Origin of the sequence: Qipengyuania polymorpha (assembly GCF_019711435.1) — a bacterium.
GTDB classification, from domain to species: Bacteria; Pseudomonadota; Alphaproteobacteria; order Sphingomonadales; family Sphingomonadaceae; genus Qipengyuania; species Qipengyuania polymorpha.
The window spans coordinates 1,036,018-1,056,830 of record NZ_JAIGNK010000001.1; the positions used below are offsets into that span (position 1 = coordinate 1,036,018).

At 63.3% G+C, this 20,813-nt stretch carries 25 protein-coding genes; 14 read left to right on the forward strand and 11 right to left on the reverse strand.

The genetic code is table 11. The features are described from left to right. The 9 genes from K3152_RS05120 to K3152_RS05160 form a co-directional block, all read right to left on the reverse strand. The gene (locus K3152_RS05120) at nt 1-951 is read right to left on the reverse strand and encodes a DUF481 domain-containing protein (protein ID WP_221572973.1); all 951 of its coding nucleotides are present in this window, start codon (nt 949-951) and stop codon (nt 1-3) included. A gap of 103 nt (nt 952-1,054) precedes the next feature. After that, complete coding sequence (locus tag K3152_RS05125; protein WP_221572975.1) at nt 1,055-1,612, reverse strand: hypothetical protein; 558 nt, start codon at nt 1,610-1,612, stop codon at nt 1,055-1,057. Nucleotides 1,613-1,730: 118 nt separating this feature from the next. After that, nucleotides 1,731-2,495: an ABC transporter permease gene (locus K3152_RS05130; protein WP_221572977.1), complete on the reverse strand. Its 765-nt coding sequence runs from the start codon at nt 2,493-2,495 to the stop codon at nt 1,731-1,733. Continuing rightward, nucleotides 2,492-3,439 (reverse strand): ABC transporter ATP-binding protein, encoded by a 948-nt coding sequence (locus K3152_RS05135; RefSeq protein ID WP_221572979.1) that lies wholly within the window; start codon nt 3,437-3,439, stop codon nt 2,492-2,494. Before K3152_RS05135 ends, K3152_RS05130 begins: the two co-directional genes overlap by 4 nt. A gap of 11 nt (nt 3,440-3,450) precedes the next feature. Further along, complete coding sequence (queA, locus tag K3152_RS05140) at nt 3,451-4,479, reverse strand: tRNA preQ1(34) S-adenosylmethionine ribosyltransferase-isomerase QueA (protein WP_221572981.1); 1,029 nt, start codon at nt 4,477-4,479, stop codon at nt 3,451-3,453. A gap of 51 nt (nt 4,480-4,530) precedes the next feature. Further along, a complete protein-coding gene (locus tag K3152_RS05145) occupies nt 4,531-5,217 on the reverse strand; it encodes a peptidylprolyl isomerase (RefSeq protein WP_221572982.1) in 687 nt (228 codons plus the stop codon). Nucleotides 5,218-5,379: 162 nt separating this feature from the next. Next, on the reverse strand, nt 5,380-5,892 hold the full coding sequence (coaD, locus tag K3152_RS05150; RefSeq protein ID WP_221572984.1) for a pantetheine-phosphate adenylyltransferase: 513 nt from the start codon (nt 5,890-5,892) through the stop codon (nt 5,380-5,382). Next, nucleotides 5,892-6,782 (reverse strand): polyprenyl synthetase family protein, encoded by an 891-nt coding sequence (locus K3152_RS05155; RefSeq protein WP_221573101.1) that lies wholly within the window; start codon nt 6,780-6,782, stop codon nt 5,892-5,894. Before K3152_RS05155 ends, coaD begins: the two co-directional genes overlap by 1 nt. 21 nt (nt 6,783-6,803) lie before the next feature. Then, nucleotides 6,804-7,058, reverse strand: coding sequence for an exodeoxyribonuclease VII small subunit (locus K3152_RS05160; protein ID WP_040964063.1), 255 nt, complete (start codon nt 7,056-7,058; stop codon nt 6,804-6,806). 64 nt (nt 7,059-7,122) lie between these two features. Between K3152_RS05160 and K3152_RS05165 the strand changes: the two genes are divergently transcribed. From K3152_RS05165 to K3152_RS05190, 6 genes are read left to right on the forward strand one after another with little or no spacing between them, the layout of a single operon-like run. Beyond that, nucleotides 7,123-7,518 (forward strand): DUF2177 family protein, encoded by a 396-nt coding sequence (locus K3152_RS05165; protein WP_221572985.1) that lies wholly within the window; start codon nt 7,123-7,125, stop codon nt 7,516-7,518. Between the two features lie 13 nt (nt 7,519-7,531). Further along, a complete protein-coding gene (locus K3152_RS05170) occupies nt 7,532-8,212 on the forward strand; it encodes a metal-dependent hydrolase (protein WP_221572987.1) in 681 nt (226 codons plus the stop codon). A gap of 49 nt (nt 8,213-8,261) precedes the next feature. Next, on the forward strand, nt 8,262-10,496 hold the full coding sequence (gene purL / locus K3152_RS05175; protein WP_221572988.1) for a phosphoribosylformylglycinamidine synthase subunit PurL: 2,235 nt from the start codon (nt 8,262-8,264) through the stop codon (nt 10,494-10,496). Between the two features lie 10 nt (nt 10,497-10,506). After that, nucleotides 10,507-10,833 carry a DUF6122 family protein gene (locus K3152_RS05180; protein WP_221572990.1) on the forward strand — a complete coding sequence of 109 codons (327 nt, stop codon included), beginning with the start codon at nt 10,507-10,509 and terminating at the stop codon, nt 10,831-10,833. 1 nt (nt 10,834) lies between these two features. Further along, the gene (locus K3152_RS05185) at nt 10,835-11,245 is read left to right on the forward strand and encodes a DUF3052 family protein (RefSeq protein ID WP_221572991.1); all 411 of its coding nucleotides are present in this window, start codon (nt 10,835-10,837) and stop codon (nt 11,243-11,245) included. After that, nucleotides 11,242-11,913, forward strand: a complete 672-nt coding sequence (locus tag K3152_RS05190; RefSeq protein ID WP_221572993.1) for a nitroreductase family protein — start codon at nt 11,242-11,244, stop codon at nt 11,911-11,913. Before K3152_RS05185 ends, K3152_RS05190 begins: the two co-directional genes overlap by 4 nt. A 4-nt stretch (nt 11,914-11,917) precedes the next feature. Here the strand turns inward: K3152_RS05190 and K3152_RS05195 are convergent, their stop codons facing one another. Beyond that, complete coding sequence (locus tag K3152_RS05195; protein WP_221572995.1) at nt 11,918-12,751, reverse strand: Coq4 family protein; 834 nt, start codon at nt 12,749-12,751, stop codon at nt 11,918-11,920. A gap of 61 nt (nt 12,752-12,812) precedes the next feature. Beyond that, nucleotides 12,813-13,697 carry a phosphoserine phosphatase SerB gene (gene serB / locus K3152_RS05200; RefSeq protein ID WP_221572997.1) on the reverse strand — a complete coding sequence of 295 codons (885 nt, stop codon included), beginning with the start codon at nt 13,695-13,697 and terminating at the stop codon, nt 12,813-12,815. Here serB and miaA point away from each other — a divergent pair. From miaA to K3152_RS05240, 8 genes are all read left to right on the forward strand, one after another. Then, complete coding sequence (miaA, locus tag K3152_RS05205) at nt 13,690-14,643, forward strand: tRNA (adenosine(37)-N6)-dimethylallyltransferase MiaA (protein WP_221572999.1); 954 nt, start codon at nt 13,690-13,692, stop codon at nt 14,641-14,643. The two genes, serB and miaA, sit on opposite strands and share 8 nt — an antisense overlap. Before the next feature lie 93 nt (nt 14,644-14,736). Next, nucleotides 14,737-16,485 carry a biosynthetic-type acetolactate synthase large subunit gene (gene ilvB, locus K3152_RS05210; protein ID WP_221573000.1) on the forward strand — a complete coding sequence of 583 codons (1,749 nt, stop codon included), beginning with the start codon at nt 14,737-14,739 and terminating at the stop codon, nt 16,483-16,485. Next, entirely contained in the window at nt 16,485-16,784 is a 300-nt protein-coding gene (locus K3152_RS05215; RefSeq protein WP_221573002.1) for a hypothetical protein, read from the forward strand. Before ilvB ends, K3152_RS05215 begins: the two co-directional genes overlap by 1 nt. Beyond that, nucleotides 16,781-17,296 (forward strand): acetolactate synthase small subunit, encoded by a 516-nt coding sequence (ilvN, locus tag K3152_RS05220; RefSeq protein ID WP_221573004.1) that lies wholly within the window; start codon nt 16,781-16,783, stop codon nt 17,294-17,296. Before K3152_RS05215 ends, ilvN begins: the two co-directional genes overlap by 4 nt. A 28-nt stretch (nt 17,297-17,324) precedes the next feature. Beyond that, entirely contained in the window at nt 17,325-18,359 is a 1,035-nt protein-coding gene (gene ilvC, locus K3152_RS05225; RefSeq protein ID WP_221573005.1) for a ketol-acid reductoisomerase, read from the forward strand. A gap of 44 nt (nt 18,360-18,403) precedes the next feature. Next, nucleotides 18,404-19,009 carry a DUF6151 family protein gene (locus tag K3152_RS05230; RefSeq protein WP_221573007.1) on the forward strand — a complete coding sequence of 202 codons (606 nt, stop codon included), beginning with the start codon at nt 18,404-18,406 and terminating at the stop codon, nt 19,007-19,009. 49 nt (nt 19,010-19,058) lie between these two features. Beyond that, nucleotides 19,059-19,655, forward strand: a complete 597-nt coding sequence (locus K3152_RS05235; protein ID WP_221573008.1) for a DUF4329 domain-containing protein — start codon at nt 19,059-19,061, stop codon at nt 19,653-19,655. After that, on the forward strand, nt 19,652-20,800 hold the full coding sequence (locus tag K3152_RS05240; RefSeq protein WP_221573009.1) for an alpha-hydroxy acid oxidase: 1,149 nt from the start codon (nt 19,652-19,654) through the stop codon (nt 20,798-20,800). The genes K3152_RS05235 and K3152_RS05240 overlap by 4 nt, the downstream gene beginning before the upstream one ends. Nucleotides 20,801-20,813: the final 13 nt, after the last annotated feature.

A 20,813-nucleotide genomic window follows, 5' to 3' on the forward strand; every position in this document is an offset into this window, starting at 1 on the left:
TCAAAAGCCGTAGATAACAGTGAAGCGGGTCAGCGTGTCGGTGCCGACAGCGCCTTCGGGCGGGTTGCTGTCGTAGTCGACTGCATAGGACAGGCGCGAACGTAGTTTTTCGGAAATCCTGAAGTCGAGCCCGCTGACGAGGTTGATCGACGTGTTGCTGCCGTCGACCAGCACCTGCACTTCGCCCCCGCCTTCTGCCAGCGCGTTGGCATCCTGCGTGAAGGTGAGGCCCTTGACGATTTCCCAGTCGAAATCCGCGCCGAAAAGGCCGGCAATGCGGCTCGCGCTGGTGCCGTCGGTGTAATCGGTCACACGGTATGCGGGGCCGGCCTTGATGGCGAGCTTCAATCCCTCGCGGTCGAAGACCTTGTAGCCGAGGCCGCCACTCACCGCATAACGGCGCGTGAGGCCCTGCAGCCGGTCGCGCTCAATCTGCGCGAGGCCATAGACGAACATGTCATTGCTGAATTGCCAGCGCGGTTCATAAGCGGCGAGCAATTGTTCGCGCTTGGTCTCGCCATCCTGGCGCTGCAAATCGACACGGGCGCGCAGGTGGTGACTCCATTTCAGGCCTTCGCGCTTGGCCTTGACCGAGGCTGCGATACCAAGGCTGTCGGTATTCCCGGTGGACTGGAAAGCGCCAATCTCGCCTTCGCCGCTCCACAGTTCGAGGATTCCGGCTGTCCGGATTTCCTCTTCCTTTGCAGCCTTCGTCTCGGCTGCCTTGGCTGTCTGCGCCGCCTTCCATTGCGCAGCGATCGTATCGAGTGCGTCCGCCTCGTCGGGATTGGTTAGACGCGCAAGTTCAAGCACCGTCTCGACCTTACCCGCATCGCCGGTAGCGATTGCGGCATCGATCATCGCTTGCACGCCTTCGGGCAGTTCCGCGGCGGCAGGAACGGCTGGAAGGCACATCGCGGCGAGCATGAGGGGAAGTCTGAAACGCATCATGCCGCGCCGCCTAGCGGTTGCTGCGCCGCCCCGCTACCCCCGCAAAGCAAAGGGGCGAGCCTCTGTCCGAGACCCGCCCCCAAAATCAGCGAAGAAGTCCCGCTTAGAACTTCAAGCCGACACCCGCAGTCGCGCGGACGGTGTCGAAGCTGACCGTGTCGAGATTGACGCGCAGCAGCGTGTTGCCGAGGCCGAAGTCTGCGCCGAGGCCGAGGATATAGTCGCCATCGCTATCATCGAGACCGTCGAAGATGGTTTCGTCATCTACACCGGTAATCTCGGACAGGTCGAATTCGACTTCCTGATAACCACCGCGAGCATAAATCTTCGCACCGCCGGGCAGTTTTGCGCCGAGACGGCCGGCAATGCCGTACTCGCTATCGATCGCGCCGAAGCCGAAGTTGTAGTTCACTTCCGCGCCGACGAATGCACCCGGACCGAGCGGAAGGTCGTAACCTGCAAATGCACCGACGATGGTGCCGCTGCTCTCGAGGTCGATGTCGAACCCGTCTTCGATTTCGCCGAGATCGAGGTCGTGGACACCAGCCTGGACACCGATGAAGCCTTCACCGGGCAGGACGTCCTGCGCCTGCGCTGCGGTCGGAAGGGCGAATGCTGCGCCTGCAGTGGTTGCGGCGAGCAGGAATGCTTTGGTCTTCATTATTTTCCCTCATTTTCAGGTCCGCTCCTGAATGCGGACTGCGCCCTATCTGCGCCGCAATTGCTTGCGCGACTCTGAATGGAAAATGCTTAACGCAGCAAGTTTCGTTAAATTTTGTTCAGGCGCGCAATCGCCAGCCGGTTTTGAAAATGTAGGCGATGACCGCAGTGCAGGCGGCGAGGAAGCCGAGCGTGATGCCGAAGCTGACCCAGATATTCACATCGCTGCTGCCGTAGAAAGTCCAGCGCAGGCCGCTCACAAGGTAGACGATGGGATTGGCCAGCGCGATAGTGTCCCAGGGCTTGGGCAGCATGTCGATGGAATAGAAGGTCCCACCAAGGAACGTCAGCGGGGTGAGGAAGAGCATGGGGATGATGCCCAGTTTCTCGAAATTGTCCGCCCAAATGCCGAGGATGAAGCCGAACAGGCTGAAGGCGGCCGCCACCAGCATGATGTAGAGCACCGCCAGCAGCGGGTGCGCGATGGAATAATCGACGAACAGGCGCGCGGTGAGCAGGATGATGGCGGCGAGGATGAGGCTCTTGGTCATCGCTGCCCCGACGAAGCCGATGAGCGTTTCGGCCACACCCACGGGCGCGCTTAGCAGCTCGTAAATCGTGCCGGTGAAGCGCGGCATGTAGATGCCGAAACTGGAATTGCTGGTCGTCTCGCCGAGCAGGGTCAGCATCAGGAGGCCGGGGATGATGAAGGCCCCGTAATCCACTCCGCCAAGGTCGGGCATGCGCCCGCCGATGGCCGCGCCGAAGACGATGAAATAAAGCGAGGTCGTCAGCACGGGCGCGAGCACCGACTGGAACGCCGTGCGCAGGAAACGCATCAACTCACGCGTGTAGATGGACCAGGTTGACCGCCAGCCAATCATGCCGGTTGTTCCTCTTCCTCGCCCAGCAAGGACACGAAGATGTCCTCCAGGCTGCTCTCGCGCACGTCGATGCCTTTGTAATCGATACCGCTGCCAATCAGCGCCTTGGTGATGTCGGCGACTTCTGCCTTGCCGCGTCCTGTCCCGTCGCCGCCCCGATAGCAAAGCGAGGTGCCGCCCTCCTCCAGCTCAATCGGATATTGCGCTAGCGCAGGCGGCAATTCGGATAAGGGGCTGGCGAGCGAGATATGCGCCTCGGTCCGCCCCAACCGCGCCATCATCGCTTCCTTTTCGTCGACCATGATGAGCTGGCCCTTGCGGATGATGCCCACGCGGTCGGCCATTTCCTCGGCTTCTTCGATGTAGTGGGTGGTGAGGATGACGGTCACGCCCTTGGCGCGCATCTGGTCGATGATGGCCCACATGCCCTTGCGCAGTTCGACGTCGACGCCAGCGGTGGGTTCGTCGAGGAACAGGAGGTCGGGCTCGTGCGCCAGCGCCTTGGCTATCAGCACGCGGCGCTTCATCCCGCCCGACAGCGCCATGATGCGCTCGTCCTTCTTGTCCCACAGGCTGAGCGACCGCAGGATTTCCTCGATGCGTGCGGGGTCGGGCGCGAGGCCGAAAAGCCCGCGCGAATAGGCCACCGCGCGCTGGACCGGCTCGAACATGTCGGTCGACAATTCCTGTGGCACCAGCCCGATGCGCGCGCGGGCCTTGCGCCAGTCGGTCGCGAGGTCGTGCCCGAAGGCCCGGATGGTGCCGGAAGTCGGGCGAACCAGCCCGCAGACCGCGCCGATAAGCGTCGTCTTGCCCGCACCGTTAGGCCCCAGAAGCGCGAAAATCTCGCCCTTGCGAATGGTGAGGTTTACATCGTCGAGGGCCTTGAGCCCGCCGGGATAGACCTTGGAAAGACCGTCGAGCTCGAGGATGGCTTCACTCATGCGAGCGAGCGTTACGGCAGCAGGAGCGAGGAGTCACCATAGGAATAGAAGCGGTACTCTTCCGCAATCGCATGGGCATAGGCTTGCTGCATGCGCTCGCGGCCCATCAGCGCGCTGACGAGCATGAAGAGCGTCGACTTGGGCAGGTGGAAATTGGTCATCAGCCCGTCGATGGCGTTGAAGGTGTAGCCAGGCGTAATGAAGATGTCGGTGTCGCCGGCGAAGGGACGAATGACCTTGTCCGCGCCGGTCGCGCTTTCGAGTAGGCGCAGGCTGGTCGTGCCCACTGCGATGATGCGGCCACCCTTGGCGCGCGCCGCGTTGAGGCGGTCGGCAGTGTCCTGCTCGATGCGGCCCCATTCCGAATGCATCTGGTGGTCGTCGGTGTCGTCGGCCTTTACGGGCAAGAAGGTGCCTGCGCCAACATGCAAAGTGAGCGTTTCGGTGGCGATGCCCCGCTCGGCGAGGCTCGCCATCAGGCGGTCGGTGAAGTGCAACGCAGCCGTCGGAGCGGCGACGGCGCCGTCTTCCTTGGCGAACATGGTCTGGTAGTCTTCGCGGTCCTGCGCATCGGTCTCACGCTTGCCCGCGATGTAGGGCGGCAGCGGCATGGTGCCGGCGCGCTCGAGCAGGACTTCGACCGGCTCCTCGCCCTCGAAGAAGAGGATGAAGCTGCCGTCGGCCAGACGCTCTTCGGCAACCGCCGTCACGCCCCCACCAAACTCGGCCACCTCGCCCAACCGCAGCCGCTTGGCGTTGCGGATGAAGGCCTGCCAGCGGCGGAGGTCCACACGCTTGTGCAAAGTCGCGCCGATTTTGGCCTCGCCGCGGCGGCCCTCGAGCTGTGCAGGAATGACCCGCGTATCGTTGAAGACCAGCACATCGCCCGGCTGCAGCAGGTCCGGCAGGTCGCGCACATGGCGGTCTGCGAGCGGCTCGCCCCCGCGCACCAGCAGCATGCGCGCAGCATCGCGCGGGCGCGCCGGACGCAGCGCTATACGTTCGTTGGGAAGTTCGAAATCGAAAAGGTCGACGCGCATGCCAGCGCCCCTATACGCTGGTTGCGCACAAGAAAACTCGGGAATTGAACCTTACGAGTTCAAATCGTCGAGCGTGACCTCTTCCTCGCCCATGATGGCAGGCGCGGCGGCGGGCATCGGGGCCGGAACCGGCTTGTTTTCCGAAGCCATCGAGGCCTGCAGGATGCGCGTCGGGTTTGCGGGCGGTTCGCCGCGGTTGATGGCATCGACGGCGGCCATGTTCGAAATCACGCGGCCGAAGTTGGTGTACTTCTTGTCGAGGCTGAAGCGCGGGTAGAACACGATGAAGAACTGGCTGTTCGCGCTGTCTTCGCTCGAGGCGCGCGCCATCGAGAGCGTGCCGCGGATATGCGGCATCGGATTGAACTCTTCCTTGAGGTCGGGAAGCGGGCTGCCGCCCTGCCCCGTGCCGGTCGGATCGCCGGTCTGCGCCATGAAACCTTCGATGACGCGGTGGAAGATCACACCGTCGTAAAAGCCTTGGGCGGCGAGCGTCTTGATACGTTCGACATGGTTGGGAGCCCATGCGGGCATCAGGCGAATGCCGACACGCTCGCCGTTCGACAGGTCGAGGAACAGGATGTTCTCGCGGTCTTCGTTGAGATTGTAATTGACCGGCTCGTATTTGAAGGTCGAGGCGGTCGCGGCCTCAGCCTCGGCTTCCTGCGCGATGGCGGAGACCGGAAGCGTGACTGCAAGGGCAGCGGCAGCAAGGGCAAGCGAAGACTTGAGCATCATATTTCCGTCGAATTGTCCTGTATGCGAAACGCCCTAGCGGCGCAGCGCTGTCGGTTCAATGAATGGATTCGAGTATCCACCACCGTTCGTGTCGAGCGCAGTCGAGACACGCTGGTCTGGCGCAACATTACCGTATCCCGACTTCGCTCGATACGAACGGAGCTAATAGTCGCCCAGCCGCCCCTTTTCCTTGACGCGCGCGACCACGTCCTCGCACACGGGTTTGCTGACGAAGGGCGTGATGTCGCCGCCGAACAGCGCGATTTCCTTGACCAGCTTGGAGGCGATGGGCTGGAGCGAGACATCGGCCATGAGGAACACGGTTTCGATATCGTCGTCGAGCTGCTGATTCATGCCCGCCATCTGGTACTCATATTCGAAGTCGGCGACAGCGCGCAGGCCGCGGATAAGGACGCTCGCCCCCATCTTCTGCGCGAACTTCACCAGCAGGGCGTTGAAGCCGACCACCTCGACGTTATCGAGCCCCATGGCGGCAATCTCGCGCTCGACCATGGCAAAGCGCTCCTCGGTCGAGAACATGGGGTTTTTCGACGGATTGGTCGTCACCCCGATAATGAGCTTGTCGACCAGCTTGCTGCCGCGCCGGATAATGTCGGCATGGCCCAGCGTGATGGGGTCGAATGTGCCCGGGTAGATACCGATACGTGTCGCCATCAGTGGTCCCTCTTCACGACGAAATGCGCGAGGTCGACGAGGACGCGCGCTTCGTCGCCATAGCCTGCGAGGTGTTGCCCTGCCTGCTCTACCAGCATCTCGGCCTGTTGCCGTGCGGGTTCGCGGCCCATCAGGGTGACGAAGGTCTGCTTGCCCTGCCCTTCGTCCTTGCGGAGCGCCTTGCCGGCCTTGGTCTCGTCACCCTCTACGTCGAGCAAATCGTCGGCAATCTGGAAGGCGAGGCCGATGTCGCGGGCATAGGCGCGCAGGTGGGCGCGGCCTTCGGGCGGGACCTTGCCGAGGATGGCACCCATCTCGACGCTCGCCGCCAGCAATGCGCCGGTCTTCAACTGCTGCAGCCGCGTGACCTGCCGCAAGTCGTATTCTTCCTCGTCCGAGACGATGTCCATCATCTGGCCGCCCGCCATTCCGGCATGACCGCTGGCCTTGGCGAGCGTCGCCACCAATTCGCTGCGCACGAAGGGGTCGCTGCTGGTGCCGGGCATGGTGAGAATGTCGAAGGCGAGCGCATGGAGGCAGTCGCCCGCCAGCACCGCGGTCGCCTCGTCATAGACCTTGTGCAGCGTCGGTTTTCCGTGACGCAAATCGTCATCGTCCATGCAGGGCAAATCGTCGTGGATGAGCGAATAGGCATGGATGGCCTCGACCGCGCATCCCGCCGCTACCGCAGCGTCGCGGTCCACGCCGAACAGTTTGGCTGTCGCGCAGACCAGCAGCGGGCGAACCCGCTTGCCGCCGCCGATGGCCGCATAACGCATCGCCTCGACCAGCCTTGCGCGCGTGTCTTGCGGAACGGGAAGGAAGGCGTCGAATGCCGCGTCGACATCCTGCTGGACCTGTTCGAAGGCCTCGGCAAGGCGGTCGGGCATGGCGGTCATCGCGTTCACGCCTCAGCTATCCGCATCGAAGGGCACGGTGCCGGTCGGCTTGCCTTCGCTGTCGGAGACAATCTTGTCGATTTTCGCCTGCGCCGCGTCGAGCCGCTTCTGGCATGCCTTGCGCAATTCCTCGCCGCGTTCGTAGAGCGCAATGCTTTCATCGAGCGGCACGTCGCCGCTTTCGAGGCTACGCACGGTGCGTTCAAGTTCGCGCAGAGCCTCTTCGAAGCTCATGTCGCCAATCGGTTTGTCTTGACCCTCTGTCATCGCCGCGGAGCATTGACGGGGCGCGGGCGCGCGGTCAAGAAGGCGAAAAGAACGGGGAGCGGATATGACGTGGATTGTCGCCTTTATTGCGGCCGCCGTGGCGTTCGGCGCGCTGGACGCGCTGTGGCTCGGCTGGGCGGGGCCTAATTTCTATCGCCCGCGGCTGGGCGATATGCTGGCCGACAGCTTCCGCATGGCGCCCGCGCTCGCTTTCTATACCGCCTATATCGCCGCCATCGTGTGGTTTGCCGTTAGGCCGGGCCTTGCGGGCGGGCTTGGCGCAGCGGCGCTCAATGGCGCGCTGCTGGGAGCAATTTGTTACGCGACCTACGACCTCACCAACCAGGCGACGCTCAAACAGTGGTCGACCACGGTGACGATTGCCGACATTTGCTGGGGCGCCTTCGCCACGGCCATCGCGGCCACCATCGCCACTTTCGCTGCAACCAAGCTCGCCTGAGGGAAGCAGGACAATGTTCATCGGACACATGGCTCCGGCCTTCGCCGCGCGCGCCATCACCAGCGAAGCCCCGAAACTCGGCACGCTGTTTATCGCCGCCCAATTGGTCGACATCGCCTTCTTCCTCTTCGTACTCGGCGGTATCGAGCATTTGCGGATGGTTCCGGGCATCACCGCGATGAACCCGCTCGACCTTTATGACATGCCCTATACGCATAGCCTCGTCGGGACGGCGGCATGGGCCTTCGGATTTGCCCTCCTCGTGGCGATACTGCTGCGCAATGCGGTTGCCGCGACATGGGCGGCGCTGGTGGTGCTCTCGCACTGGGTTCTCGACTGGATTAGCCACCGTCCCGACATGACCATCACGCCTGCAGGCGAGAAAATCGGGCTCGGCCTGTGGAATTACCCCGTCGCCGCCATCGTGGTGGAACTCGCCATTTTCGGTCTCGCCTTCTGGTGGTGGCTGAGGCGCACCAAGGGTCCTTCGCTGCCGCCCGTCATCCTCGCGGTCGTGATGCTCGCGATGCAGGCCTACAACTGGTTCGGGCCTGAACCGCAAAGCGCGGACCCTGCCTTCCTGCTGCTGGGCCTGTTCGCCTTCGCGCTGATGATTGGTCTTGCCTACTGGGTCGGCTCGACCCGCTGGCACCGCGACGAAGTCGGTCTGGGGGTCGCCAGCCCACCGCTCTAAGTCGCATGGATATTGCGCCATCGCGCCCTGCCCTTTAAGGGCGCGGGCCATGAGCGAAATCACTCCCGACATCGTTGCCCAGCACGGCCTCTCCGAAGAAGAATACGAGCGCGTCCTCCACGCGCTGGGCCGCGAGCCCAACCTCGTGGAACTGGGCATCTTTTCGGTGATGTGGAGCGAGCACTGCTCCTACAAATCCTCGCGACTCCATCTGAAGAAGCTGCCGACCGAGGCGCCGTGGGTGATTTGCGGCCCGGGCGAGAATGCGGGCGTCATCGATATCGGCGACGGTCAGGCCGCCATCTTCAAGATGGAGAGCCATAACCACCCCAGTTACATCGAACCTTATCAGGGCGCGGCGACCGGCGTGGGCGGCATCCTGCGCGACGTTTTCACCATGGGCGCGCGTCCGGTGGCGAATGCAAATGCGCTGCGCTTCGGCCGTCCCGAGCATCCGAAGATGAAGCATCTCGTGCAGGGCGTGGTCGCGGGAATCGGCGGCTACGGCAATTGCGTCGGCGTGCCGACGGTGTGCGGCGAGACCAATTTCAACCCGGCCTATGACGGCAACATCCTCGTCAATGCGATGACCGTCGGCGTCGCCGACGCGGACAAGATTTTCTACAGCGCGGCGACGGGCGTGGGTAACCCCATCGTTTATGTCGGCTCCAAGACCGGCCGCGACGGTATACACGGCGCGACCATGGCCAGCGCCGACTTCGAGGAAGACGCCGACGCCAAGCGCCCCACGGTGCAGGTCGGCGATCCCTTCACCGAGAAGCTGCTGATCGAAGCCTGCCTCGAGCTGATGGCAACCGATGCTATCGTTGCCATCCAGGACATGGGCGCAGCGGGCCTTACCTCATCCAGCGTCGAAATGGCGACCAACGGCAAGGCCGGCATCCGCCTCGATATGGACAAGGTGCCCTGCCGCGAAGAGGGCATGACGCCCTATGAAATGATGCTGAGCGAAAGCCAGGAGCGCATGCTTATGGTGCTGAAGCCCGGCAAGGAAGCGATGGCTGCGGCCATCTTCGAGAAGTGGGAGCTCGATTTCGCAGTCATCGGCGAAGTCACCGATACGCGGCACATGGTGCTCGAATTCGGCGGCGAGGTCGTGTGCGACATCCCGCTCGGCCCCCTCGCGGCCGATGCGCCCGAGTACGACCGCCCCTACCTCTCGAAGGAAGAATACACCGCGTGGGCGGGCATCGCTCCGATGACCAATCGCCCGGACACGGACGATGTCGGCGGCGACCTGATGAAATTGCTCGCTTCGCCCAACCTGTCCTCGCGCAAGTGGATTTCGGAACAGTACGACAGCCAGGTCGGCGCCGACACGCTCCAGACCGGCGGCGATGCGGGCGTGGTCCGCGTCCACGGCACGAAGAAGGCGCTCGCGATCAGCACCGACTGCACCCCGCGCTATGTCCATGCCGACCCCTACGAGGGCGGCAAGCAGGCGATTGCCGAGGCCTATCGCAACCTCTGCGCAGTAGGTGCGCGTCCGCTGGCAGTCACCAACTGCCTCAACTTCGCCAACCCGCAGCGCCCGGAAATCATGAGCCAGTTCGTCCACGCACTGGAGGGCATGGGCCGCGCCTGCCGCGTGCTCGACTTCCCGATCGTGAGCGGCAATGTCAGCCTCTACAACGAGAGCAAGGCAACCGGCGGCGGCAGCGCCATCCTGCCCACCCCTGCCATCGGCGGCGTCGGCCTCATCGACGACTACGACCACATGATGACCATGCCGTTCAAGGCCGAGGGCGAGGCGATATACCTCATCCACGCCGAGGAATGGGCGACCGCAGACCCAGAGCGTTCGCATCTCGGCAAGTCGCTGTGGCTGTCGGAAATCCACGGCCGCGACGAAGGCCGCACCCCGCCGACCGACCTCACAGTCGAAAAGAACGCGGGCAAGATTATCCTCCAGCTCATCGCCGACGGCCTCGTCAGCGCAGTCCACGACGTGTCGGATGGCGGCCTCGCCATCGCCCTTGCCGAAATGGCGATGGCGGGCGGCATCGGCGCCGAGGTCGAGTGGAACGAGGAATATTCCAAGGCCGCATGGTGGTTCGGCGAAGACCAGGGCCGTTACGTCGTGACGGTCCCCGACACGCAGGCGCTCAACGAGGCGCTCGCCAAGGGTACGGAAAACGACGAAACTGCTTCCATCGGCTTCCGCCGCATCGGCAAGACCGGCGGCTCCACGCTGTTCGGCAAGACGGTCGACGAAATGCGCGCCGCACACCGCAGCTTCTTCGACGAGTGGATGGAGAGCTGAGGCAGCGTAATTGGCGCTGCTCCAGTTCATCCTGCATTACGGCGGGCACTGGCTCGCCCCGCTTCTCTTCGCGCGTCTGACGCAAGGCGTGAAGTGGCTGCGTTTCGGCGCGGTCATGCTGGCGGCGAACCTCATCGACCTCGACCACTTGCTGGCCGACCCGATGTTCGATCCGAACCGCTGCAGCATCGGCTTTCACCCGCTGCATGGCTGGATTGCTGCGGCAATCTACGTCGCTCTTCTCGCCGTGCCGCGCTGGTGGACACGCGCCTTCGGGCTGGGGGCATTGTGGCATCTCGCGGTCGACTATGGCGATTGCGTGATGCAAGGGTGGTGACATGACCGCAGGATATTCCGGAACGCCGCTCGCCAACAAACTCTCGCTGCGCGACGGGCAGCGCGTGTGGTTCGACGGCATGCCCGAAGACGTCATCGACGAGATCGACGAATACGCGCTCGAACTGACCTTCGTCGAAGGCCCGGAGGATGCTCCCGATGCGGCGCATATCTTTGTAACCGAACGCGCCGCGCTGACGGAAAAGCTTGAGGTGCTGAGGAACAGCATCGCGCAGGACGGGCATGTCTGGGTCAGCTGGCCCAAGCAGGCCTCGGGCGTAGCGAGCGAAATTGGGGAGCACGATGTCCGCGAAGCCGGTCTCGCGCTCGGGTTTGTCGATACGAAGAAATGCGCGGTGGACGAGGTCTGGTCGGGCCTCAAGTTCGCGATACGCAAGGAACTGAGAACGTGAAAGACCACGATAGCGTCCCTTACTCGCTTGAACGGCTGGACGATGCGGATGCCGTCAGCCGCGCGCAGGCTTTGCGCGACCGGCTGAAGCAGCGGCGCACCTGCCGCTATTTCTCGGGCGAGCCCGTACCGCGTGAAATCATCGAAGCCGCCATCGAGGCCGCAGGGACCGCACCCAATGGCGCCAACCACCAGCCCTGGCACTTCGCCGTTGTCTCCTCGCCAGAGAAGAAGCGCGCCATCCGCGAGGCTGCGGAAGAGGAAGAGCGCAATTTCTACGCGGGCAAGGCAAGCGGAGAATGGCTCGACGCCCTCGCCCCGCTCGGCACGGACGAGGACAAGCCTTTCCTCGAAACCGCGCCATGGCTCATCGTGGTTTTCGCCCAGCGCAAGGGCGGCATCGAGGAAGACGGCAAAACACAGAACTACTACGTCAACGAAAGCGTCGGCATCGCCTGCGGCATGCTGATTGCGACGCTGCACGAGGCTGGGCTGGCAACACTCACCCACACGCCCTCACCCATGGGTTTCCTGCGCGAGATTTGCGGAAGGCCCGAGCACGAGAAGCCGCTGATGGTTGTCGTCGTGGGTCACCCTGCAGAGGGCGCGACGGTTCCGGCACATGCCTTGAAGAAAAAACCGCTGGAGCAGATTTCCAGCTGGCTTTGATGCGCTAGGCCGCCAGCTTTTCCGGCTGCTGCGGCTCTGCGAGCAGGTCGTAGGGGTCGATACCCTCGCTGCGCCAGATGCGGTGGCATTCCTTGTACCAGTGCGGGGCCGGAATGTTGAACTTCGCCCGCGCCTCTTCGAGGTCGGTCGCCAGCAGTTCGCGGATGGACACTCCCACCAGCGGTGGACAGGCAACGCCCGTTTTGTGCGCCTGGCGGCAGGCCTTGAAGACGGGAGCCTTGCTCTTGACCGTCTTCTTGATTTGCAGCGCTCCGGCATAGCCGATGAGCAAGTGCCCGTGGCTCGGGCTCTGGCCGTGGGTGAAGAGCAGCACGCACTGCTCGCCCAACCCGTCGCGGCCATAGCCGGTGAGGACATGCATCAAGTCATGCGTGTCGCGCTGGCGAAAGCCGAACCACTCGACGAGGTCGCCATATTTCGGATTGCCGAGCTTTTCCGCCTCTTCCACCAGCCCGGCGGCCGACAGCCCCTCGGTCTCCATGAAATCGCAATAGGCATGCGCGACGGTGCCCTTCGGCAATTTGCGCAAGGCCGCGTGGTCATCGAGAATAGGCGGCAAGTATGGTTCATCCGCGCGCAGCTTCTCGCCATGCTCGCTCAGCGTGAGTGCGCGCACGCGGGGCATGAAGGTCTTGCTGGGCAGCGATTCGAAAATCTTGAAGACATGGCTCGTCTCTTCCTTGTCCTTCAAGAGGTCGCGGAAGTGGCCGTAGGCCTTGGGGAGCGAATATTTCGGCTGCGGACGGCGCGGATCGCGCAGCAGCGTACCGTCACTGGCAGCTTCGATGTCGGGGCGGTTGGTCGAATGCTGGTTCATGCGCGGGCCTCTACTGACAAAAGTGTCAATATCAGGTTTCGGTTCCGAAACAAAACCGAAATCAGCCCATCACCCAGTCGCTCTCCGGAATGCCCAACAATTTGAGGATGACTGTCAGGTCCTCGCTGGCAATCCGGCCATTGGCGGCATCGCGTGCCTTGGGCTTGGCCCGATAGGCGATGCCGTAATCTGCTGCTTCAATCATCGGGATGTCGTTCGCCCCGTCACCGGTAGCCAGCACACGCGCGCCCTCGCCCAGCTTTTCGCGCTCTTCCTCGAGCGTGGCGAGCTTGGTCGAGGCATCGCTGACGGGCCCCGCGAGCTTACCGGTGAGCTGGCCCTGCGAGACCGCGAGCCGGTTGCCCACCACTCGCTCGAACCCGAGCTGGTCGGCAACGCGGTCGGCAAAATGATGGAACCCGCCGGTCACCAGCACCGTGCGGCAGCCCTTGCTCTTCAGCGTCTGCACCAGCGTACGCGCGCCGATCACCGGGAAAATCCGCTCGGCAAGGCAGTTGTCGATGGCGCGTTCGCCAAGCCCTTCGAGCAGGCCCACGCGCTCGCGCAGGGCGCTTTCGAACTCCAGCTCGCCGCGCATCGCGCGCTCGGTAATATCGGCGACCTTGTCCTTGATGCCCGCGAAATCGGCGAGTTCGTCGATGCATTCCTGGCCAATCATGGTCGAATCCATGTCGGAAACGAACAGGCGCGGGATCTCGATGGCGTGGTCGGCCACCAGAAGGTCGCTCTCGCCGAAGTGTTCGCTCAGGATCGCGGCCGCCTCGCGGGCCTCGCCTCCGGGGAGCGAAATTTCCAGCACATCGCTGCAGAAATCAAGCATGGCTGCTGCGGCCACCGGCATGCCAGCTTGCCCGAGCGCCTCGCTCACCGCGTCGAGGCGGGTTTCCACACTCGAAGCCTCTGCTATCAGCCGTGCGATGAGCATCAATACGTCCCCTGATTTGCCACCTGTCGCGCTCATTGCAGGGCCGACCGCCAGCGGCAAGAGCGATTTGGCGGTCCGCCTGGGACAGAGGCTGGAAGCACAGGGTAAGCGCGCGGTCGTACTCAATGCCGACAGCGCGCAGGTCTATGCCGATCTGCGCGTGCTCTCTGCCCGTCCAAATAAAGAGGAAATGGGCGGCATCGAGCACCGCCTGTTTGGCGCATGGGACGGCGCGACACCGTGTTCGGCGGCCGATTGGGCGGCTGCGGCCAAGCGCGAGATTGCCGCCCTGCACGCGGAAGGCGCGGTGCCCATCCTGTGCGGCGGGACCGGCCTGTATATGCGGACCCTGCTCGACGGCATCGCGCCAGTGCCGGAAATCGATGGCGAAGTTCGTGCGCAGGTGCGCGGGTTGTCGCAAGGTGAAGCGCGCGCTGCCCTCGAAAAGGAAGACCCCGAAGCCGCCTCTCGCCTCGCACCCGCCGATGCTTCGCGCACCACGCGCGCGCTGGAGGTGGTACGCTCGACCGGACGGACACTGAAAGATTGGCAGGCCCATAAGGTGGGCGGTATCGGCGAGACCATCTCGCTTTACCCGCTGCTGCTGCTGCCCGACCGGGAATGGCTCTACGAGCGCTGCGATCGGCGCTTCGTCATGATGCTGGACGGCGGCGCGGTGGAAGAAGTCGAAGCGCTTCTCGCCCGAAATCTCGACCCTGCCCTCCCCGTCATGCACGCCATCGGTGTGCCCGAGATCACCGGCCTCCTCCAAGGCGAACTATCGCGCGATGAATGTATCGTCGCTGGCCAGCGCGCGACACGCCAGTACGCCAAGCGCCAATACACCTGGTTCAGGCACCAGCCGCCGGAGTCGTGGCCGCGCGACGATAACAAACCTATCGATGAATACGATATTTTTGTATCATTGTTGCGCAGAACTGGTTGACAGAGGACTGTTCGTTTCCCATACGAAAGCTCTGTCGGCCCGGCGCTACGACCCCAGCGCCGGGCCGATATGTGTCTAGTGACGGAGGAAACAGTGTCGGAAGAGCGCAGCGGAGCTGCCATATTGATCGAATGCCTCAAGCGGCAGGGAGTCGAATTCGTGTTCGGCTATCCCGGCGGCGCTGTGCTGCCGATCTATGACGAACTCTTCGCCGACAGCGACATCCGCCACATCCTCGTGCGCCATGAAGCGGGCGCGGCGCATGCAGCCGAAGGCTATGCGCGCTCGACCGGCAAGCCCGGCGTGGTGCTGGTCACCTCCGGCCCCGGTGCGACCAATGCGGTGACCGGCATTGCCGATGCCTACATGGACTCCATCCCCATGGTGGTCATCACCGGCCAGGTGCCGACCGCGCTCATCGGCACGGATGCTTTCCAGGAAGCCGATACAGTTGGCCTGACCCGCCATTGCTCCAAGCACAATTACCTCGTGAAGGACCCCGAGCGGCTGCGCGCCACCATCGAGGAAGCCTTTCGCATTGCGACCACGGGCCGCCCGGGTCCGGTGGTGGTCGACATTCCCAAGGATGTGCAGATCGCGCTTGCCGAGTGGAGCGATCAGGACGAAACACCCCTTCCCTCGCACCGCTACCAGCCGCGCATGGTCGGCGCAGCGGACGAGATTGCCGAGGCGGTGGAAATGCTCGCCAAGGCAGAGCGCCCCGTGTTCTACACCGGCGGCGGCGTCATCAACGCGGGGCCTCGCGCTTCGGAAAGCCTGCGCAAGCTGCAGCGCGCGACCGGCGCTCCGGTGACGAGCACGCTGATGGGGCTCGGCGCATTCCCCGCCGACCATCCCGACTGGCTCGGTATGCTCGGCATGCACGGCACCTATGAAGCCAACATGGCGATGAACCGCGCCGACCTCATCGTGGCCATAGGCTCGCGCTTCGACGACCGGGTGACCGGCCGTCTCGACGCCTTTGCGCCCGAGGCGAAGAAAATCCACATCGACATCGACCGCGCGCAGATAAACAAGATTGTCCCCATCGACCTCGGCATTGTTGGCGACTGCGGCCATGTGCTCGACCAGCTGCTCGAAGGCTGGGGCAGCCGCAAGGGCCGCGACCTCTCCGAATGGAAGGCGCGCATCCTCGGCTGGAAGGCGCGCGATTGTCTCGCCTATCCGGAGAAGTCCGAGCAGATCATGCCGCAGAAGAGCATCGAACGCCTGTTCGCGCTGACTAAGGACCGCGACCCCATCATCACCACCGAAGTCGGCCAGCACCAGATGTGGGCGGCGCAATATTTCGGTTTCATGGGCCCGAACAAGTGGCTCACCAGCGGCGGTCTCGGCACGATGGGCTACGGTCTCCCCGCAGCGATCGGCGCGCAGCTTGGCAATCCGGACAGTCTCGTCATCGACATCGCGGGCGAGGCGAGCATCCAGATGAACATCCAGGAACTGGGCACCGCGAGCCAGTTCCGCCTGCCGGTGAAGGTGTTCATCCTCAACAACGAATACATGGGCATGGTCCGCCAGTGGCAGGAACTGACCTATGAAAGCCGCTATTCGAACAGCTATTCGGACAGCCTGCCCGATTTTGTGAAACTGGCCGAAGCTTACGGCTGGAAGGGCATCCGCATCGAGGACGAAAGCCAACTCGACGCCGGCATCGAAGCGATGCTCGCGCATGACGGTCCGGTGATGGTCGATTGCCAGGTGGCGAAGGAAGCAAACTGCTTCCCGATGATCCCCAGCGGCGCGGCGCATACCGATATGCTGCTCTACGGCGACCAGGTCGGCGGCACGATGGACGACGAAGCGAAGGCACTCGTATAATGGTTATCTCGAAGGAACTTCCAGCGGCGCTCGCCGCCAAGGCGCAGCGCCGCAATTGGTACACGCGCGAAAACGCGAATCAGCTGCTCGACTGGATCGAGGAGACGGGCCAGCGCTTCCTCGGCGTCGATGTGGCGCAGGCGCAGGACGATGGGAGCTGGCTGCTCATCGACGAGGGGCTGGACCTCTCGCGCCAGACCGAGAATTTCGAGGCCGTGCGCCGCGGCCGCCAGTTCGTCGCCGAATATGACGGCGCAGGCCGCATGTTCGCGCCCGTGTGGCAGGACCGCGGTGCATGAAAATCGCCGAGCAATCCTCCGAGCGGCACGTGCTCAATGTCATCGTCGACAACGAGGCAGGTATCCTTGCGAAGATATCTGGCCTCTTCACCGCGCGCGGCTACAATATCGACAGTCTGACCGTGGCCGACATTTCCGAGGACCACGCCATCAGCCGCATCACCGTGGTGACGCGTGGTCCGGAGCCGGTCATCGACCAGATCCGCGCCCAGCTCGAACGGCTGGTACCTGTGCACCGCGTGATCGACCTCACCGAAAGCGGCGCGCACGTCGAGCGCGAACTGGCGCTAGTGAAGGTAGCGGGCAAAGGCGACGCGCGCGTCGAGGCGCTGCGCATCGCCGAGCTCTTCCGCGCCAATGTCGTCGACACCACCACCCAGAGCTTCGTGTTCGAGCTGACCGGCTCGCCCGACAAGGTGGACAGTTTCATCGCCCTGATGCGCGAATTGGGCCTCGTCGAGGTCGGCCGCTCGGGGATCGTAGGAATGATGCGCGGACCCGCTGCCGAATAGCAGTCCGCAAGAGAGAACGAGGAATCCAATGCAAGTCTATTACGATGCCGATTGCGACCAGCAGCTGATCAAGGACAAGAAGGTCGCGATCGTCGGCTATGGCAGCCAGGGCCACGCCCACGCCCAGAACCTGCGCGACAGCGGGGTTGGCGAAGTCGTCATCGCGCTGCGCGAAGGTTCGGCCACGGCGAAGAAGGCAGAAGGTGCGGGCTTCACGGTGAAGACCGTGTCGGAGGCCGCCGAGTGGGCCGACGTGCTGATGATCCTCGCGCCCGACGAGCATCAGGCGGCGATCTACGCCAATGAAGTCGCCGGCAAGATGCGCCCCGGCACCGCGCTCGCCTTTGCGCATGGTCTCAACATCCACTTCGGCCTGATCGATCCGCCCGCCGATATCGATGTCATCATGATCGCGCCCAAGGGTCCCGGACACACGGTGCGCGGAGAATATATCAAAGGCGGCGGCGTGCCCTGCCTCATCGCGGTCCATCAGGAAAGCAACCAGTCGGGCGGCAACGGCTTCGCCAAGCAGCTTGCGCTGTCATACGCCAGCGCCGTCGGCGGCGGTCGTTCGGGCATCATCGAAACCGACTTCAAGGAAGAGTGCGAAACCGACCTCTTCGGCGAGCAGGCGGTACTATGCGGCGGTATCACCCACCTCATCCAGGCCGGTTTCGAAACACTGGTCGAGGCCGGTTACGCGCCCGAAATGGCCTATTTCGAGTGCCTCCACGAAACAAAGCTTATCGTCGATCTGCTCTATGAAGGCGGCATCGCCAACATGCGCTATTCGATCTCGAACACTGCCGAATATGGCGACATCAAGACCGGCCCGCGTATCATCACCGAAGAGACCAAGGCCGAAATGGGCCGCGTTCTCAAGGACATCCAGTCCGGCCGTTTCGTAAAGGACTTCGTGCTCGACAACCAGGCGGGCCAGCCCGAACTGAAAGCCAGCCGCAATGCCGCTGCCGCGCATCCAATCGAGAAGACCGGCTCGCAGCTTCGCGCGATGATGCCCTGGATTGGCGCAAACAAGCTGGTGGACAAGGACAAGAACTAGCGGGATAGGTCGCGTCCATCAGAATTCCTTGGGAGAGGATGCACATGGGCGCGGCCGACAACCTCCATTTCAAATGCCACTGCGGCGCAGTCGCGGGTGAATTGCGCGACGTCGGCCCCAAACAGGGCGACCGCTACACGTGCTATTGCAACGACTGCCGCGATTTCCTGCGCCTGATGGACCGCGAGGATGCGCTAGACAGCGCGGGCGGCTGCTCGGTTTACCAGACCCGTGTAGGTCACCTCCATATCGACAAGGGGCTGGACAGCCTCGCCTGCATCAATCTTACCGGCGGCCAATTGCTGCGCTGGTATTGCGAGACCTGCCGCACGCCCCTCTTCAACACGATGGACAATGGACGCTGGCCATTCCTGTCGATGGTGACGACCAGCATCGATGAGGAGGCACGCGACAAGGTCCTCGGCCCACCGCGCGGAAGTGTCTTTGCAAAATTCGCGACCGGTCCGGATGTGGTCACCCCGCCCGTTTCGGCTTTCACCATGATACGCCGGGTCATCGCCCGCCTCTTCGCCGACCGCTTCTCCGGTGCACGCAAGGGCTTCCAGCTTTTCGACCCGGCCAGCGCAGCCCCGATTGCCGAACCCCGCAGCCCAACCGATGAGGAAAAGCAGGCGCTCGGCAGGATTTGACGGGCTGAACCGCTCGACAAGAGCAACTCTTCACGCCATGCCTCCACCAATGGGGGACGCAAACACCAACAAGCTGCTCTACGTACTCTGCGCGATTGCCTTCGCCGCGGTCATCTTCAACCAGCTGACCCGCGAACGCTCGCCCGCTTACGAGCCGCAGTCGAGCCTCGACGAGATTACCCGCTACACACGCGCAACGCTCGAGGATTTGCAGGAACGCTCCATCACGCAGAACCAGGAATTCTGCGGCGTCGTCTATGAAGACGAGGCGGGCAAGCTGCACACCGCCAAAATCTATGACGGCACACGCGCGACCTGCGCTTTCGACTGGGGCCTCCCGCTCGGCAACAATGTCGTCGCCAGCTTTCACACGCATGGAGGCTACGACGTCGGTTTCGACAGCGAAATGCCCTCGATTGAGGATCTCGCCAGCGATATCGACGCGCGCATCTACGGCTTCATTTCCACCCCCGGCGGGCGCCTCTGGCAAACCGACTGGAGGCAAGAAACCGTAATCCAGATTTGCGGCGAAGCCTGCTTGCGCCAAGACCCGCGCTATGCCGGCACGCAGAAAGAGCGGCTTGCCCTCTCCTACACTTTCGATGACTTGCAGACACGCGGTGGCTACGGCACTCGGGCGGAGTGAACCTTTCCGACTGCCATAACATCGACGATTTCCGCACACTGGCGAAGAAGCGCCTGCCGTGGCCGGTGTTCGACTACATCGACGGCGCGGCGGATGACGAGCTGACCAAGGCGCGCAACACTGCCGCCTTCGATGATGTCGACCTCGTGCCCGACGTACTGGCAGGCGTCGAGACCATCGACACCAGTTGCTCCATCATGGGCTGCCGCAGCGAACTGCCGCTGATGCTCAGCCCGACCGCCCTCCAACGTGCATTCCACCGCGATGGCGAGCGGGCAGTGGCGAAGGCGGCAGAGAAATTCGGCGTGTGGTTCGGCATCTCCAGCCTCGCGACGCATTCCATCGAGGAAATTGCCGCGCTCACGTCTGCGCCCAAGCTGTTCCAGCTCTATGTCCACAAGGACAAGGGCCTGAACGCCAGCATGATAGAGCGCTGCAAGGCCGCCGATTTCGATGCCTTGGCGCTGACGGTGGACACTATCGTATCGGGCAAGCGCGAGCGGTGCCTGCGTTCGGGCTTCACCACCCCGCCCCGCTTTTCCGCTTCCTCGCTATGGAGCTACGCCACGCGCCCACGCTGGACGCTCGACTATGTCTTCGGCCCCAAATTCCGCCTGCCCAATCTCGACGGCTATGTCAGCGAAGGCACCGGCAAGGCGGTGAGCATCCAGGAATATTTCAACACCATGCTCGACACCGGCATGGACTGGGACACCGCCGCGCGCATCCGGCAGGACTGGGGCGGGACTTTTGCCCTCAAGGGCGTGATGAGCGCAGCCGATGCGCGCCGCGCGGTCGACATCGGCGCCGATGCCATCTGGATTTCCAACCATGGCGGTCGGCAACTGGACGGCAGCCGTGCGCCCTTCGACCAGCTGAAGGAAATCGTCGACGAGGTCGGCGGGGAAATCGAAATCATTCTCGATGGCGGAGTACGGCGCGGTACGCATGTGATGAAAGCCCAAGCCATGGGGGCCACCGCCGCCTCGGGGGGAAGGCTTTACCTCTATGCTCTGGCAGCAGCGGGACAGGATGGCGTCGAGCGCGCGCTCACCATCCTCAAGGAGGAAATCGAGCGCGCCATGCGCCTGATGGGCGTAACCAGCGTGCAACAATTGAACCGCGAGCGGCTGCGCATTCGATAATTTCGCAAACTCG